This window comes from Polyangium mundeleinium, assembly GCF_028369105.1.
GTDB classification, from domain to species: domain Bacteria; phylum Myxococcota_A; class Polyangia; order Polyangiales; family Polyangiaceae; genus Polyangium; species Polyangium mundeleinium.
This window is the reverse complement of sequence record NZ_JAQNDO010000001.1, coordinates 4,961,291-4,976,314: the sequence shown is the minus strand read 5'-3', so window position 1 is coordinate 4,976,314 and position 15,024 is coordinate 4,961,291. Positions and strand designations below refer to the sequence as shown.

13 protein-coding genes are annotated in these 15,024 nt (G+C 70.0%); 4 read left to right on the top strand and 9 right to left on the bottom strand.

Annotated features, from left to right (window positions below; translation table 11 throughout):
* Nucleotides 1-12: 12 nt before the first annotated feature.
* From POL67_RS19930 to POL67_RS19920, 3 genes are read right to left on the bottom strand one after another with little or no spacing between them, the layout of a single operon-like run.
* Nucleotides 13-1,194: a glycosyltransferase gene (locus POL67_RS19930; RefSeq protein WP_271919313.1), complete on the bottom strand. Its 1,182-nt coding sequence runs from the start codon at nucleotides 1,192-1,194 to the stop codon at nucleotides 13-15.
* The gene (locus POL67_RS19925; RefSeq protein ID WP_271919311.1) at nucleotides 1,191-2,141 is read right to left on the bottom strand and encodes an NAD-dependent epimerase/dehydratase family protein; all 951 of its coding nucleotides are present in this window, start codon (nucleotides 2,139-2,141) and stop codon (nucleotides 1,191-1,193) included. The genes POL67_RS19930 and POL67_RS19925 overlap by 4 nt, the downstream gene beginning before the upstream one ends.
* Complete coding sequence (locus POL67_RS19920) at nucleotides 2,138-2,983, bottom strand: class I SAM-dependent methyltransferase (RefSeq protein ID WP_271919308.1); 846 nt, start codon at nucleotides 2,981-2,983, stop codon at nucleotides 2,138-2,140. Before POL67_RS19920 ends, POL67_RS19925 begins: the two co-directional genes overlap by 4 nt.
* A gap of 107 nt (nucleotides 2,984-3,090) precedes the next feature.
* On the opposite strand from POL67_RS19920, the gene POL67_RS19915 reads away from it, so the two are divergent.
* Complete coding sequence (locus POL67_RS19915) at nucleotides 3,091-3,831, top strand: class I SAM-dependent methyltransferase (protein ID WP_271919306.1); 741 nt, start codon at nucleotides 3,091-3,093, stop codon at nucleotides 3,829-3,831.
* Between the two features lie 13 nt (nucleotides 3,832-3,844).
* Complete coding sequence (locus POL67_RS19910; RefSeq protein ID WP_271919303.1) at nucleotides 3,845-4,771, top strand: glycosyltransferase family 2 protein; 927 nt, start codon at nucleotides 3,845-3,847, stop codon at nucleotides 4,769-4,771.
* On the opposite strand, the gene POL67_RS19905 is transcribed toward POL67_RS19910, so the two are convergent.
* Genes POL67_RS19905 through xseA form a run of 3 tightly spaced genes read right to left on the bottom strand, consistent with a single transcriptional unit; the run spans nucleotide 4,725 to nucleotide 9,116 of the window.
* Nucleotides 4,725-6,728 carry an amylo-alpha-1,6-glucosidase gene (locus POL67_RS19905; RefSeq protein ID WP_271919301.1) on the bottom strand — a complete coding sequence of 668 codons (2,004 nt, stop codon included), beginning with the start codon at nucleotides 6,726-6,728 and terminating at the stop codon, nucleotides 4,725-4,727. The genes POL67_RS19910 and POL67_RS19905 overlap by 47 nt on opposite strands.
* Entirely contained in the window at nucleotides 6,725-7,657 is a 933-nt protein-coding gene (locus tag POL67_RS19900) for a shikimate dehydrogenase family protein (RefSeq protein ID WP_271919299.1), read from the bottom strand. The genes POL67_RS19905 and POL67_RS19900 overlap by 4 nt, the downstream gene beginning before the upstream one ends.
* Nucleotides 7,650-9,116, bottom strand: coding sequence for an exodeoxyribonuclease VII large subunit (gene xseA / locus POL67_RS19895; protein WP_271919297.1), 1,467 nt, complete (start codon nucleotides 9,114-9,116; stop codon nucleotides 7,650-7,652). The genes POL67_RS19900 and xseA overlap by 8 nt, the downstream gene beginning before the upstream one ends.
* 425 nt (nucleotides 9,117-9,541) lie before the next feature.
* On the opposite strand from xseA, the gene accC reads away from it, so the two are divergent.
* Complete coding sequence (gene accC / locus POL67_RS19890; protein WP_271919295.1) at nucleotides 9,542-11,047, top strand: acetyl-CoA carboxylase biotin carboxylase subunit; 1,506 nt, start codon at nucleotides 9,542-9,544, stop codon at nucleotides 11,045-11,047.
* 50 nt (nucleotides 11,048-11,097) lie between these two features.
* Here the strand turns inward: accC and POL67_RS19885 are convergent, their stop codons facing one another.
* The gene (locus POL67_RS19885) at nucleotides 11,098-11,589 is read right to left on the bottom strand and encodes a hypothetical protein (RefSeq protein ID WP_271919293.1); all 492 of its coding nucleotides are present in this window, start codon (nucleotides 11,587-11,589) and stop codon (nucleotides 11,098-11,100) included.
* A gap of 776 nt (nucleotides 11,590-12,365) precedes the next feature.
* On the opposite strand from POL67_RS19885, the gene POL67_RS19880 reads away from it, so the two are divergent.
* Entirely contained in the window at nucleotides 12,366-12,713 is a 348-nt protein-coding gene (locus tag POL67_RS19880) for a DUF6968 family protein (RefSeq protein WP_271919290.1), read from the top strand.
* Nucleotides 12,714-12,869: 156 nt separating this feature from the next.
* Here the strand turns inward: POL67_RS19880 and POL67_RS19875 are convergent, their stop codons facing one another.
* Both POL67_RS19875 and POL67_RS19870 read right to left on the bottom strand, forming a co-directional pair.
* Nucleotides 12,870-13,433, bottom strand: a complete 564-nt coding sequence (locus POL67_RS19875; protein WP_271919288.1) for a hypothetical protein — start codon at nucleotides 13,431-13,433, stop codon at nucleotides 12,870-12,872.
* Between the two features lie 1,221 nt (nucleotides 13,434-14,654).
* The gene (locus tag POL67_RS19870) at nucleotides 14,655-14,816 is read right to left on the bottom strand and encodes a hypothetical protein (RefSeq protein WP_271919286.1); all 162 of its coding nucleotides are present in this window, start codon (nucleotides 14,814-14,816) and stop codon (nucleotides 14,655-14,657) included.
* Nucleotides 14,817-15,024: the final 208 nt, after the last annotated feature.

Here is a 15,024-nt window from a genome sequence, read left to right as displayed (position 1 = left end):
GGCCAAAAGCGTTTAATCGAGAGGCCGACGCAGAGCAAGCGCGGCTAGCGCGTCGTAGTGCGCCTCCAGCGTGACGGCGAGCTTGCGCGCGTCGTAGGTCGCGAGCGCCTTCTGCCGCGCCGCCTCGCCCATGCGCGCGCGCAGCGCGGCGTCCTTCGCGAGGCGCACGAGACCCGCGGCGAGGCCCTCCTCGTCACGTTCGGCGTAGAGCAAACCGCTCTCACCATCGACCACGATCTCCGGGATCCCCGCGTGCCGGCTCGCGACCGCGGGCAAGCCCGTCCCCGCGGCCTCCACGAGCACCGTGGGCACGCCTTCCTTGTCGCCGTCCGCCGCTGTCACCGAGGGGCAGAGCATGAGATCACTCTCGCGCATCACGACGGCGGGATCCGACTTCGGATCGAGGATCTCGACATGGGGCCCGAGCCCGAGCTCCTCGATGAGCGCGCGGAGCGGCGCGCCGAGCGGCCCAGGCGCCGGCAGCCAGCGCACGCGCAGATCCACGCCCGCGGCCCGCGCCCGCTGCACGGCGCGGAAGCCATGGGCAAATCCCTTCTTCTCGATCTCGCGGCCGCACATCACGACGGAGAGCGGCCCTGTGCGATCGGCGCGCGGCACCGGGCTGAAGCGCTCGAGATCCACGCCGTTCGGGTGGATGCGCAGCTTCGACGCGGGGCAACCGAGCCGCACGAGATCGTCGCGCATCGCGGTCGAGAGCACGAGCACGAGATCACTGCCCTCGAAGAGCGCGCGCTTGCCGAGGATGTAGTGCCAGTAGCGCCGCAGGTGCTTCCGCGGTTCGAGGAGGATGCCGACGTCGCCGCCGTAGAACGAGGTGACGACAGGCAACCCGAGCTTCTTGCCGTACACCGCGGCGATGAGCCCATTCGTGCCGAACTGACCGTGCAGCACCGTCGCGCGTGTCTCTTGCAGCGCCTGCATCCACGCGGGATCGAGCGTGAGCCTCCCGTGTAGCGGGCGGAGCGCCTGGCCGATCTTCGAAGGCTGCCTTCGCCCGAGGATCCGCGGCTCGGTCCAGGGAAACCGCTCCTCGTTGGCGACGCGGTTGCAGAGCGTGATCGCCTGGTACCGCGCGAGGGAGCGCATCTGGTTGAAGAGGAACGTCTCGGTGAACGAGAACGCCGTCCCGAGGAGGAACGCGACGGCGGGGCGCGCAGGCTCCGGGCCGCTCACTTGGACCGCTCCTCCCGGGCTGCATCGATCGTGCGATCGACGCCTTCTTCCAGCGACACCTCGGGCTTCCACCCGAGCCGCGCCTCCGCGGGCGCGGGATCGCCGTAGTGCGCCTCGGGCTCGTCTGCGGGGCGCGCCGTCGCGCCGAGCACGGGCCCGCCGCGCGCCGGCTGGATGCGATCAACGACGAGGCGCACCACGTCGGCGACCTGCCGCGGCACGCCGGTGCAGATGTCGATCACGCGCCCCACGGCGTCGGGCGCCGTCGCGGCGAGGGCCACCGCGCGGGCCACGTCGCCCACGTACACGAAATCGCGCCGCTGCAGGCCATCCGTCATCGGAAACTCCCGCCCTGCGAGGCAAGCGGCGATGAGCGCGGGCAAGAGCTGCCGCGGCTGCGCGCCCGGCCCGTACACGAGGTACGGCCGGAGCACGACGGCCGAGAGGCCCTGCTCGCGCAGAGGCCCGAGCACCATCGCATCCGCCTCGGCCTTCGTGCGCGCGTACGGCGTCCGCGGCGCGACCTCGCCTTCCGCGTCGTGCGGCGAAGGGAGTTTTCCGTAGACGTCGCTCGTCGACACCACGACGAGCCGCGCGGAGGCCTCGATCGAAGCCTCCGCGAGCCCACGCGTCACGCCCACGTGGAGCGCGCGCATCGCCTCGACCTCGTCCTCGGAGGCACGGGCGCGCGCATCGGCCGCCAGGTGGATCACCACCTCGGGCCGCGCCCGCAACATCTCCGCGCGGACCGCCTCCGCCACGCCGAGATCGACCCTGCGGAGCTCGGTCCGATCGAGCCTCGTACCGGCCACGCGAAAGAGCCGCCCGAGCTCCGAGCTCGGCCGCGCGAGCAGCGTCAGGCGCGCTTCCTGGTCGAGAAGCGCTCGCGTCACGTGCGCGCCGAGAAACCCCGTGGCGCCCGTGATCAGCACGCGAAGGCGGCTCACGGCCGGCCCTTCGTTCCCTTCGCCTCGACGTACACGAAGAGGTTCACGCTCGTCTCCTCGCGGAAGAGGCCCCGCGCGTACCGCTTCGCCTTCCACCACGAGAACTCGCCCGGGAGCCGCTGCCGCTTCGAGGCGAAGGCTTCCTGATCGAGGTCCACGATCCGCAGCCGGAGCCCCGGCCTCCGCGCCTCGAGAGCCCGCAGGATCCGCACGACGCGGCCCTTCGTGATGTACTGGATCGTATCGAGCCCCGCGGTCGGCTTGCCGATCGCCCGCAGGTAGGCGCGCGCGAGCGGCCGCGGGAAGAGCGGCAGCCAGGGCAGCCGGTAGTGCCCCTCGAACGTGCCCCGGTAATCCGGGCAGCGAAGGTGGATCCCGCCGCCCGCCCGCGTCACGCGCACGAGCTCCGCGAGCACGCGGTCGACGTCCTGCACGTGCTCGATCGTCTGGTAGCTCGTCACGCAGTCGAAATCGTCGTCGGGGAACGGGAGCGCTTCGCCCACGCCGTCGTGGAAGCGGCTCATCCACGCCGCGGGATACCCACGCTCCTTCGCCTTCATCCCGTTGAACGTGTGTTTCCACCCCTCGGGATCGATCCCGACCATGTCGTAGCCGTGGAGCAGCCCGTAGAACACGGCGCTCCCGCAGCCCGAGGCCATGTCGAGGATCCGCTTCGCCGAGGGCAGCGCGGCCTCGATCGTGTCGAAGCGATGCTTCGAGTTCGTATCGTCGGCCATCCACGCTTCGACCACGCCGTCGAGGAACGGGCGCGGCGGCAGGCCGAACCACGCGCTGTATTCACGTTCGAGCTCGGCGCGCAGGAAATCGCGGGCAGCGGACATAAGCGATGCCGGGGTATAGGGCCCCTCGCCGAGCGATGCAACCGCGCGCGGCGCCCGGGGGCCCTCGTGACTTGACGCATCCGAGCGCGCGTGGCACTCGGCCGTTCGTGGCGCGTGACGAGGCCCGCGCGGCGGGCGAAGGCGACGAAGCGGAGGAGATACGCCGCTTCTACCGCGAGCGTTTCCTGCCGCAGAACGCGTGGTGGCCGATCCTGCCGCACGCGTACCTGTGCCAGCGGCAACGCCAGCGCCGCATTCGCCAGAGCTTGCAGGAGATCGGCGCCTCCACCTTCGAGGATCTCCGCGCGCTCAAGGTGCTGGAGGTCGGCTGCGGCGGCGGATCGAACCTCGCCTGGCTCGTGGAGATGGGCGCGGATCCCACCGGGCTCGTCGGCGTGGACCTCGTGCCCGAGCGGATCGAGCAGGCGCGGCAGCGCTGCGCCGGCGTGCGTTTCCTCGCGGGCAACATCCTCGAAACCGACGTGGGCGGGCCCTTCGACGTGGTGATGCTCTTCGCGGTGCTCACCTCGGTCACGAACGCCGAGACGAAGCAAAAGATCATGGAGACGTGCTTGTCGCTCCTCCGCCCCGGGGGCGCCTTGCTCTTCTACGACCTCATGACCCGCCGCGAGGATCCGGGGACGCCCAACTACAAGAAGCTCACGTACGCGGAGTTCGAAGGCTACCTCGGCGGCCGTCGTCCCCGGTACTTCAAGCGGGACTACCTGCGGCGCGACGTCGCCGAGCGCATCGTCCCCCTGCCCCGCGTCGGGCTCTTCGCCGCCGAGGCCCTCCAGGCGCTCGGCTGGTTCAACATCGAGGCGACCTTCGCGCACGTGCGCGTCTGAGCCCCCTCTCCGCATGAACGCACCTGCTTCGAGCGCGCCGCTCCTCACGATCGGCATCACCTGCTACGCCGAGGGCGACTGGCTGCTCGACTGCTGGAACAGCCTCCTCGCGCAGACCGATCCCCGCTGGTGCGCCGTGCTCGTGATGGATGGAACCGAGCACGCGCGGACCCGCGAGATCTTCGCGGCGCTGAACCATCCGCGCCTCGTCAAGTACGCGATGCCCACGAACATGGGCCCGTACCCGACGCGCAACAAAGCCTTCGAGCTGACCGAGACGCCGTTTCACTTCTACCTCGACGGCGACGATCAACTCGTGCCGAGCAGCGTCGCGCTCGTCCTCGACACCTTCACGCGTCACCCCGACGCGGCCTTCGTCTACGGCGACAACGAGCGCTTCGGCGCCTATTCGCGCGTCCACAAGCACCGGCGCGAGGTCACGTGGGACGACTTCATCGCGGGACAGCCCACCCCCGGCCCCTGCGCCTACCGCAAGGATCTCTGGATCGAGCTCGGCGGGTACACGGACGAGCTCGCGCGCGGCAACGGCGACTACGACTTCCTCATCGGCGCCGCCGAGGCCGGGCGACGGGGCTACCACTGCGGCGAGATCCTCTACCGCTACCGCGTCGGCAACGCCGCGAAGGTCTCGAAGAGCTACGACCGCCGCTACCACGAGACGCACGAGATCATGGTGAAGCGGCATCCGCGGTTCTTCGCGGATCCCGCGCGGCGGGATCGTTTCCTCGCCCTCGCCTACCTGCGCTCGGCCGAGGCGAACCTCGCCGTCGATCCACGAAGGGCGCGCGAGCTCGCGCGGAAGGCCATCGACCTCGGCCTCCGCTTCGACACGCGCCCGTGGAAGACCCTCGCGAAGGCGGGCCTCGCCGAGCTCAGCCGAGCACGTTCTTCCAGGCGCGGAGGAGCTCCGCCACGCTGAAGGCCTGCGCCGGCCCGCCGTTCGGCGAGAACGGCATCACGCCGCTCGCGAGCTCGGGCACCTGCCCCACGGCGAGGTCCCGATCGGCCGCCGCGGCGATCAAGTCCGGCAGCTCGACCACGAGCGGATCCTCCGCCGGCAGCACACTCCGCACGGCGCGCACGTAAAACCCGAGCAGCCACGGCCAGGCCGTCCCCTGGTGGTACGAAGCGTCGCGCTCGAACACGTTGCCGCCGTAGTGGCCGCGGTACGACGCATCCGAAGGCGCGAGCGTCCGCAGCCCCGCCGGCGTCACGAGCTCGGCCCGCGCCCGCGCGATCGTCGCGCGCGCCTGCTCCGGCGAGAAGCAGGTCGGATCGATCGCGAGCGCGAGGATCGCGTTTGGCCGGATCGACGCGTCCACGAACGCGCCCTCCCCCGTCGGGGACTCGGAGATCACGTCGAACGGATACGACGTCTGCTCGCACCAGAACCGCGCGTGAAACGCAGCGCGCGCCCTCCTGCAAGCGATGTCGGCCCGGTCGGCGAGCGAGCCTGCGTCCGCCGCGTGCGCGAGCCGCGCGAGCGTGTGGCAACCCCGCGCCCACAACGCCGAGAGCTCGATCGCGCAGCCCACGCGCGGCGTCACCGGGACGCCGAACGCGCGCGCGTTCATCCACGTCGGCGCGTCGCCCGACTTGCCCGCCGCGAGCAGCCCGTCCGCCGTCACGCGGATCCCGTTCGGCGCGTCGCCGCGCAGGATCGCCTCGAACGACGCCGTCATCGCCGGCACGAGCTCGCCCTGCAGGAACGGATCCGACGCGCCGAGCACATCGGCAAAACACCGCGCCGCCTCGAAGAGCCAGAGCGTCGCGTCGGCTGACGCCGTGTCCGGGCGGCCATCTTCGTCGGCCCTCCGGCTCGGCACGAGCCCGCCCTGCATGCTGGCCACGATCCCGCGCGCCACGCGCTTCGCTTCTTCGATCTTGCCCGTCGCGAGGTAGAGCCCCGGCAGCGCGATCAAGCTGTCGCGCCCCCAGCCCTCGGCCCACGGATACCCCGCGACGATCGCCGGCTCCGGCGCGAGATCCGCGCGGTAGAGCTCCGCCGCGACCGAGAGCTTGCGCTCCAGCGCGGGAACCGAGGGGCCCGGATCCTCGGCTTCGAGCGCCGCCGTCGTGGCGGCGATGAGCTCCTCGGGTTTGCCCTCCGGGAGCTTCTCCACGCCGACGACGAGGAAGCTCGGCGTGCCCGATCCATCCGCGCGGATCTCGAACACGCCCGGCGTCCAGAGATCCTCCTGGAACTCGAGCCCGCGGTCCCGTTCGAGCAAATACTCGAAGCGCCGCCACCAATCGGGCGAGCCCACGAACGTGCCTTCGTCGTAGCGGAAGCAGAGCTTCGGCAGCGCGCGCATCGGACGCACGCGCATCTCGCCCGCGCGCAGCTCCACGCGTTGCTCCATCGCCCCGTGCTCGCGCATGAGCACGTGCATGTGGCGCATCGCGAGCAGCGGCCGCAGCGTGAGCACGACCGGATGCGGGCCGCGCCACGTGTAGCGCAGCACCGCCGCGTTCTCGCCGCGCACGAGCGCGAGCAGCACCTCGAGCTCGCCGCCCGCGACGCTGTAGGTCCAGCGCGGCACCGGATCCTGATCAAAGCGGTTGAGGTAAAACGGCCCGCGCTCCGGGTTGATCCCCGGGAACTGGTGTGTCGCGAGATCCCACACCCCGCGCGGCGCGAGCGACTTGATCGCCACGTCGACGTGCGAGAGCACCACGTGCCGCGCGCGCGGCGGCTCCAGCGCGGCGACGAGCAGGCCGTGGTAGCGCCGCGTGTGCATGTTCGCGATGGTCGAGCTCGCGTAGGCGCCGGCGCCGTTGCTCGCGACCCACTCGCGGAAGAGCGCGCGGCCGAGATCCCGACGCACGTCGACGTGCGGCCAGATCGACGCGTTCGAGGCGTCGCTGCCGCTCATACCGTGTGCCCTCCCCGATCGAGCGCGCCCTCGGCGGCCCGCCGCATCACGTCGAGCGGCGGCTCTTGCCCGGTCCACAGCACGATCGAGCGGGCGGCTTGTCGCACGAGCATCCCGAGTCCGCCTTCGGCCCGGATGCCTCGGGAGGCGGCGGCGTGCAGGAACGGGGTCATTCTTGGGGTATACACGACGTCGTACGCGAAGACGTCGCTTCCGAGATCGTCCCAAGGAACGACATCCCGGACCGACTCGCCCGGGTCCTTGCCGAGCATGCCCGCGCTCGTGGCCTGCACGACCAGCGACGCGCCACGCGCGAGATCCCACCATTGGAGCCGGAGGGCCTGCGAGGCGAAGCTATCGGGCGCGGGTTCGCCCGGACCGGGCCAGGGCAAGGGCAGCGCCCCCATCCGCCGCACCTGCTCGGCCGACGGCGACGTCTCGACGTTCTCCGACCGCGCCCACGAGCGCGACGTCACCGCGATCAGTTTGAACCCCAACCGCTTGCACGCGGCCACGGCCGCGACCCCCGCCCCGCCTCCGCCGATCACCATCGCCCGCTTGCGCGAGGCGTCGGGCGCGAGCGCGGCGATGTCGTCCGCCAGGGCGTCCGCGTCCGTGTTGTAGGCCCGGAGCCGGCCGTCCTCGCCGCGGCAAAGCACGTTCGCCGCCCCCGGCTCGATCGCGCTCGTGTCGACCTCGTCGGCGTGATCGAGCACCGCGCGTTTATGCGGCAAGGTCACGTTCACCCCGCCGAGCGCGCCGGACCGCAGCTCGTCGAGGACCGCGACGAGCTCGGCCGCGGTCGGCACGTCGATCGCCCGGTACACGTGCGGCAGGCCCAGCGACGCGTACGCGACCGTATGGATCACCGGCGAGAGCGAGTGCGCGATCGGATGCCCGAGGACGGCGAAGACCCTTCCCTCAGCCATCGCTTCCATCGCCTTCTGCCGGATCGATCACCGCCGTCACCTCGGCGCGGAGCGCGCCCTCGTGCACCCGCACCGTGATGGACTCGCCCACGGCGACCTCCTTCGCGGCCCGCACCGCGCGCCCCGACGTCGTCGTCGCGATGGCGTAGCCGCGGGCGAGCACGCCGAGCGGCGAGAGCGCGTCGAGCCGCGCCGCGTGCCGCCCGAGCGTCGTCCGCAGCCGCTCGATCCGCCGGCGCTCGGCCGCCACGAGCCGCACTTCGAGCGGGCCGATCGCAGCGCGTGCCACGGCGATCACCGCCCGCGGGTGCCGCTCCGCGAGCCGCCGCTCGATCTGCGAGAGCTCTTCTTTGCGCCGCGACGCCGCCCGCTCCATCTCGCGTCCGAGCTTGAGGGTCAGCTCGTCGAGCTTCTGCTGCCGCACCGCGAGCAGATCCTCGGGCGAGCCGATCGACCGCGCGAGCCTGTCGACGACGACACGCCGCCGCTCGATCGCCTGCCGCGTGGCGCGCGCGATGCGCGTGTACAGGTGCTTGAGCTGCTTGCGCCGCTCCACCCGATCCGCGACGAGCAGCTCCGCGGCCTGCGAGGGCGTGGCCGCGCGCGCATCCGCCGCGAGATCCGTCAGCGTCACGTCGACCTCGTGCCCGACGGCGCTCACGACCGGCACGGGGAAACTCGCCACCTTCCGGACGAGCGCCTCGTCGTTGAACGCGGAGAGATCCTCGGCCGATCCGCCGCCGCGCCCGAGGATCACGACCTCCACGTCCGGCACGCGCGCGAGCTGATCGAGCGCGCGGGCCATCGACTGCGCGGCCCCCGGCCCTTGCACCGTCGCCCGCGCGAGCAGGATCCGCGGCGCGCCGCGCCGGAACGACACGGTCACGATGTCGTGGATGGCCGCGCCGTTGCCGCTCGTCACGACCCCGATCACGGCCGGATCGACGGGCAGCGCGCGTTTTCTCTCGGCCGCGAAGACCCCCTCCCCGGCGAGCTTCTGCTTGAGCCGCTCGAGCGCTTCGAGCAACGCGCCGCGCCCGACCGGCCGCACATCCGACACGGAGAACTGGAGCTGGCCGCGGGGCGCGTACACCGTGGCGCGCCCCGTCAGCACCACACGCGCCCCGTCCGCGAGCAGCTTCCGCGCCCGCGGCGCGGCCGTCTTGTACATGACGCAGTTGATGAGCGCGTCCTCGCGCTCGTCCTTCAGCGTGAAGTACGCGTGCCCACTCGAATGCAGCCGGAAGCCCCCGACTTCGCCGAGGACCCGCACGTCCTGCGACGCGTGCTCGACGGCGCGGCGGAGCCGCTGATCGAGCGCGGCCACGGAGAGGACCTCGGGCTCCTCCTCGGCTGCGCGGGCTTCCAAGGAACTCCCCCGAGGCTGGTAGCCCGCCACCTCGTCGGATCCTCCTGCCTCGTGGAAGGAGAGCGCGGGGCCCGATTCGCGTCGCTGCACGGGGGGCGAGAGGTAGCTCGTAACTGGCCAGAGGGAAAGGGATTCGTTGCACGGAGATGGGGCGTCGCCCCAGGCCCCAGCAGGGGGCTGTCCGCCCCCTGCACCCCGGACCAGCCAGGGGCTGGACCCAAGCTCGATGAACTGCGCGATGCGCAGTTCATCGAACAGGCCCGGGTCAAGACCAGCAGCGGCGTTGCCTACCAAGACAGCCGCGTGGCTGGTTCGGCTGGCGACCCGGCTTCTTCATCGGCCTGTTTGAAAAACTGCGCACCGCGCAGTTTTTCAACCCTGGGTCCAGCGCCTCGCTGGTCCGGGGTCGAGGGGGCGGACAGCCCCCCGCGGGGTCCGGGGCGGAGCCCCGGTGCGCAGCCCCGGTGCGCATGCTCAGCCACCCTCCCGGCCCGAGCCGTGCTACGTGGGCGTCCGTGATTCGCAAGGTCCTCATCGCCAACCGCGGCGAGATCGCCGTCCGCATCATCCGCACGCTGCACGAGATGGGCATCGCCGCCGTGGCCATCTACAGCGAAGCCGACCGCAAATCCCTGCACGTGAGGCTCGCCGACGAGGCCTACTGCATCGGCCCGGCGCCCGCGCGCGAGAGTTACCTCTCGATCGAGCGTGTCCTCGACGCCGCGCGCAAATCCGGCGCCGACGCGATCCACCCCGGCTACGGCTTCCTCTCGGAAAAGAGCGAGTTCGCGGAGGCCTGCGAGCGGGCCGGCATCGTGTTCATCGGCCCCCCGTCCCGCGCGATGGCCGCGATGGGCTCGAAGACGGCCGCGCGCGCCAAGATGGCCGCCGCCGGCGTGCCGATCACGCCCGGCGGCGACGCCTCCACAGTCGAGGAAGCCCGCGCGACGGCCGAGCGCGTCGGCTACCCGGTGCTGATCAAGGCCGCGATGGGCGGCGGCGGCAAAGGCATGCGGCTCGTGCACAACGCGGACGAGATGCCGAGCGCGTTCGAGCGCGCCCAGAGCGAGGCCGCGCGCGCCTTCGGCGATCCGACGGTCTACATCGAAAAGGCGATCCTCCGGCCGCGGCACGTGGAGATCCAGGTGATCGGCGATCGCCACGGCAACATGGTCCACCTCTTCGAGCGCGACTGCTCGATCCAGCGCCGCCACCAGAAGGTCGTCGAAGAGACGCCTTGCCCCGTGGCGACGCCCGAGCTCATCCGGCGCATGGGCGAGGTCGCGGTGAAGGGCGCGCTCTCGGTCGGGTACTTCTCGGCCGGCACATTCGAGTTTTTGCTCGGCGAGGATGGCAGTTTCTACTTCCTCGAAATGAACACGCGCCTCCAGGTCGAGCACCCGGTCACGGAGTGGATCACGGGGACGGACCTCGTGGCGGAGATGGTGCGCGTGGCAGCGGGCGAGCAGCTCTCGTGGCGGCAGGAAGAGATCGTGCGTCGCGGCGCGTCGATCGAATGCCGCATTTACGCGGAGGACCCGATCGGCTTCCTCCCGAGCCCCGGCAAGATCGAAGCGCTCCGCGTGCCCGCGGGCCCGTGGGTGCGCGACGACGGCGGCTTTTACGAGGGCGCGACAGTGCCGAGCCATTACGACCCGCTCGTCTCGAAGGTGAGCGTATGGGGCCCGGACCGGAAAACGGCCATCCAGCGCATGCGCCGCGCGCTCTCGGAGTACGTGGTGACGGGCATCAAGACGAACATCGTCTTCCACGAAAAACTGCTCGCGCATCCGGCGTTCGTCGAAGGCCGTTACACGACGGGTTTCATCGAGGAGAACAAGGAAACGCTGCTCGGCTATTCGGACGTGCGCGAAGAGGACGAGGCGACGCTGGCCGCGGCGATTGCGGTGGCGGCGGCCAGGGCGGAGCGGAAGGCGCAGCGGACGGAGGGGCAGGCGCTGGAGGATCGCGGGCGGCTGTCCCCGTGGGTGGAGCAGCATCGGGGGCGGGTGTTGCGGTAGGCTCACCCCGAGCCCCTCTCCCTTGCGGGAGAGGGGCGGGCGCGTGTGGCTCAGCCGGTAGGCTCGCTCGGCGCTTCCTCGTTGGCGCGCGCCTTCTCCTTGGTCGCGACGGCCTTCAGGGCGGGCGCGGATTGGTAGGCGAGCAGCTTCTCGAAGGGCGCGAGGATCTCGGCGCCGTCGGGGGAGCGATCCGCGCGGCGGCGGATCTGCTGCACCATTTCGCCGAGACGCATGGCGATCTCGTGGCCGCGCATGAGGCGGGTTTCGTGGAGGAGCTCGAGGAGCTTCTCGACGGCGGGGACGACCTCGTCGATGCGCTGGACATCGGCCCAATGCGCGGCAAGGGTCTGGACCTCGCCCGGGTGGATGGCCGCGCGCTGGAGAGCGAGAGACGAGGCGGTGACGATGGTCTCGACAGCCAAGTGATACCCGTCGCGGAGTTTGCTCAGACGGCTGATGTGATCGGGCGTGATGTCGACGAGGATGAGGTCCGAGAGATCAAAGACCTGATCGTTCGGCTTGGGATGCTTGGGATCGGACATGGAAAGACTCCTCCCCGAATGCGGGGGGTATAGGGCTGTACTGTCGCGCGGCATGATTGCAGCGCGCGTGTTGGATGAGGTCGAGTCTTTAAGCTTAGGGGGAAAGCAAGAAGGCGACGGGGACGGGTGCGCGGGGGGATGAGGGCGAAGGGGTGATGGGGCGGGCTCGAGTCTTCGGAGACACGAGGGCGTGTAGCGGGAGAGGAGGAGGGCGGGGCGGCGGGGGTTGGGGGCGATGGGGAGGTGAGGCGGGGTCGTTGGGGCGACGGACGGGCGAAGCTGGGGCGGGGGGTGAGGGCGTGGCTGACGGGCTAGGACGTCGTCGCTAGGTGGGACGGATGCGCGCCGTTTGGGACGGTGAGGATGCAGCGTCAGGACACGACGCCAGGAGGGCGGGGACAAGGCCAGGGCCAGGGCAAGTGTCCAGGCGAGCCCCCCTCGGCAGCGAAGGCGAGGGGCGCCAACGTGGACCGGCGCGATCGGCGCAGGTAAACTCCCCCGAGGGGAGGGGTCATGCAACGGATCACGAGTCTTGGAATCGTCGTCTTTCTTGTAACAGTCCTTTTCGCGTCGCCGGAGGCGGCCGCAAACGGGGGCAACGACTGCCCACCGTCGAGCGTCGCGGGGCGATGCGAAGACCGATGCATCGAACAATATGATCGCGACGAGGCGGATTGTCGACGATTGCCCAAGAACAGACGCCAAGCCTGTTTTAACGAGGCCATGCGGCGGCTGGCTAACTGCATGGCCAAATGTCCGGATAGGTCGAAGAACGGATGCAAGAAGTAATCGCTGAAAGGCAACTGGACTTCTATTCGCCGCGAGGCCGACGGCCGAAGAAAATCATCGTCCGCATCGGCAAGGCCGAGCTCGACGAGACGGGCGAGACCTGGCGCGCGCCCATCGAAATCCTTGGTCCCAAGGCTTCACAGGTCTTCCGGAGTCGGGCGTCCGGTGTCGACTCCATGCAGGCGGTCATCGGAGCAATATGGCTCGTCCCGGTCCTTCTTCGGACCCTCACGAACGACACCGGTGGGCGGCTGGAATTCGAAGGGAGCGCGGATCTCGGCTTCTACATGGAGCCGCACGAGGCCTTCAAGCCGCCGTTACCCGCGAAGGAATGAGGCTGCCGTAAGTCCTCAAGACGCGTAGCACGCTCCGCGATGAACTCGCAGGGCTGCTCGTAGTTCGCTACCCTCCCACCTGCCATGCTCAGCGCCTTCACGCGCATCGCCGTCGTCCAATTCGCGTACCACCCGGCGATCCTCCTGCAGATGCGCTCACCGCTCGAGGATCCTGGTGGCGTCAAGCCTCTTTTGCCGTCCGTCGTCCCCGCGACGCTCGTCAAGCCGTTCGACGATCTTCGTCTCCGCATCCGGACCGCGTACACGGCGTTCACGCTTCGGCGAGTCCAGGCCATCCTCGATGCGTGCCGCGGCTGGGGCGTGCGTCTCGTCGTCTTCCCCGAGTACAGCATCCCCTGGGGCATCCTCGAAGACGTCGCGCAGGCAGCACGCGACATGGTCGTCGTGGCGGGGACGCACATGGTCGACTTCGAGGGGCTCGAAGCAGGCATCTACGAGCGCCTGGGTTGGTCGAGCGACGCCTTGCCGATACCCCAACAGGCGGTCGCCCCAGTGCTCTGCCGCGGCAAGCTCCTCGCGCTCTCGCCCAAGTTTCACCCCGCGACGGCCGTCGGCGAGGAGATCGAGGCCGGGACGTCGTGGGCCCCCGTCGGTCTGCCCGAGGACATCGTAGGGCCGATGGGCGTCATGGTGTGTCTTGACTTCCTCCACCGCGAGAACGCCGAGCACCGGGCTCTGGTCATGGAGCCGCTCGCGCAATGCAGATTCCTCGCAGTGCCCAGCCTGACCGGGAAGCACACGGTGGGTGAGTTCGCGGCGAAGGCTTGGGAGGAGGCGAAGCGGTACGGGAGGCCCGTGCTCTACACGAACCAGGCGGAACATGGCGGGACGTCGATCTTCGTGGACGAAGAGAAGCACTCGGACGTCCGGCCATTCCCTGAGCACGTGGGCCGTCTGGAGCCCGGGGAGGAGGGCGTCATCGTCGCGGATGTGGACCTCGGGTTCGTGCGCACGGGAGGCTCGACGCATTACGACGCCCGCAGACCTGTACGCCCGTTTGCAGCGGCGACGCTCGTCTACCGCGCGCGCCCCGAGGACGACGCGTATGCGGCATGGATCGAAGAAACGGCCCCGCTTCTCGCGGCGAAGGACATCTCTACGCTGCGAACGCTCATGCAGCGTATGACGGCAAGCGCCACGGTCCTACAGAGCGCAGCGGATAACGACACGGCCATGTCGCGCAAGGAGCGCCTGTCGCGACTCATCGGCAATCTACGCAATGTGTCGAAAGACGAGATCGGACGGCTCACGCGCGAGGTCGTCCTGCCTTCGGACATCGTTCCATTCGATACGATGTGCGCTGCGCTTGCAAAGGGCGCTGCCGAGGCCATGCAACCGTGGCTCGCCGAGCATCCGAATCTGGGCCCGGACGTCGCGCGGCTACGGAAGGCCGCGAGTGCGCTCGATCCCGGTGCGTGGACGGATGCGGGAGGATCTGCGATCGAGTCGGTTGTCGCGGGGATAGTGGCAGAATCGCAGGCGCACGTGTCCGCACGAGTGGTGCTTCTGGAGGGAATTCACCCGGCGGCCCTCGGCGGGCGGAAGCACGGAGGGCTGGTCTTTACGTTTCGCGCCAAGCCTGCCGATTTGCTAGAAGCGGCGCGCGCTCACGAGGCGGCCCCAAAGCATGGTTTTGGCGATCTGTACCTGCGCGAGGCAGAGGAGGTGTATCAGCTTGCCCTCGCCGAAGGAGCGACGGGGCTCGCGGTCGTAGGGATCTGGGCGGAAGCGCCCGTGGCCGGTGATCTCTTCGTGCTCGTGCCTCGGGGCGATCGATGGACCGTGTGGACGAGCGCGACCGATCGGTGGGTGGAAACGAAGCGTACGGTGATCGTGGAGGGGCTCCGCTCGTTTGGGATCGACCTCGAAGGGATCGAAATTCTGACAAAGGCAGACCGCGAAGAACGAGCGCGCGCCCTCCTACCGCGTTTCGCAGGTGCGCAGAGGCGGATCGATGCCTGCGTGGAAGAGCGCCTGCGTGAGGTGGGAGGGCAATTCGTCGAGCCGGCGGTGCGCGTCGAAGGATCCGAGCCCGAGCCAGCGCTCGCCGCGATGGATAGGTGGCTCGCAGGAGGAGGGCAAACCGCTCTCTTGCTTGGCGAATTCGGGACAGGCAAGTCGACCCTGCTCGCCCGCTGGGCGCAGGAGCGCTGGCGCGCGTCCACGGGACCTCGGGCCCTTCTGGTCAACCTTGCGGGCGCAGCGACGAACACGGTCGCGGAGCAGCTCCTGCTCGAGGCCGCGGGCGTTGCCGATGACTCCACGAACCGCGCCGCGCTGGTCTTGCTCG

Excerpts from the sequence above, each read along its gene's own strand:
- POL67_RS19900 (WP_271919299.1), bottom strand. The coding sequence starts at position 7,657 with ATGGCTGAGGGAAGGGTCTTCGCCGTCCTCGGGCATCCGATCGCGCAC.
- POL67_RS19880 (WP_271919290.1), top strand. The coding sequence starts at position 12,366 with ATGCAAGAAGTAATCGCTGAAAGGCAACTGGACTTCTATTCGCCGCGA.
- POL67_RS19920 (WP_271919308.1), bottom strand. The coding sequence starts at position 2,983 with ATGTCCGCTGCCCGCGATTTCCTGCGCGCCGAGCTCGAACGTGAATAC.
- POL67_RS19910 (WP_271919303.1), top strand. The coding sequence starts at position 3,845 with ATGAACGCACCTGCTTCGAGCGCGCCGCTCCTCACGATCGGCATCACC.
- POL67_RS19885 (WP_271919293.1), bottom strand. The coding sequence starts at position 11,589 with ATGTCCGATCCCAAGCATCCCAAGCCGAACGATCAGGTCTTTGATCTC.
- POL67_RS19905 (WP_271919301.1), bottom strand. The coding sequence starts at position 6,728 with ATGAGCGGCAGCGACGCCTCGAACGCGTCGATCTGGCCGCACGTCGAC.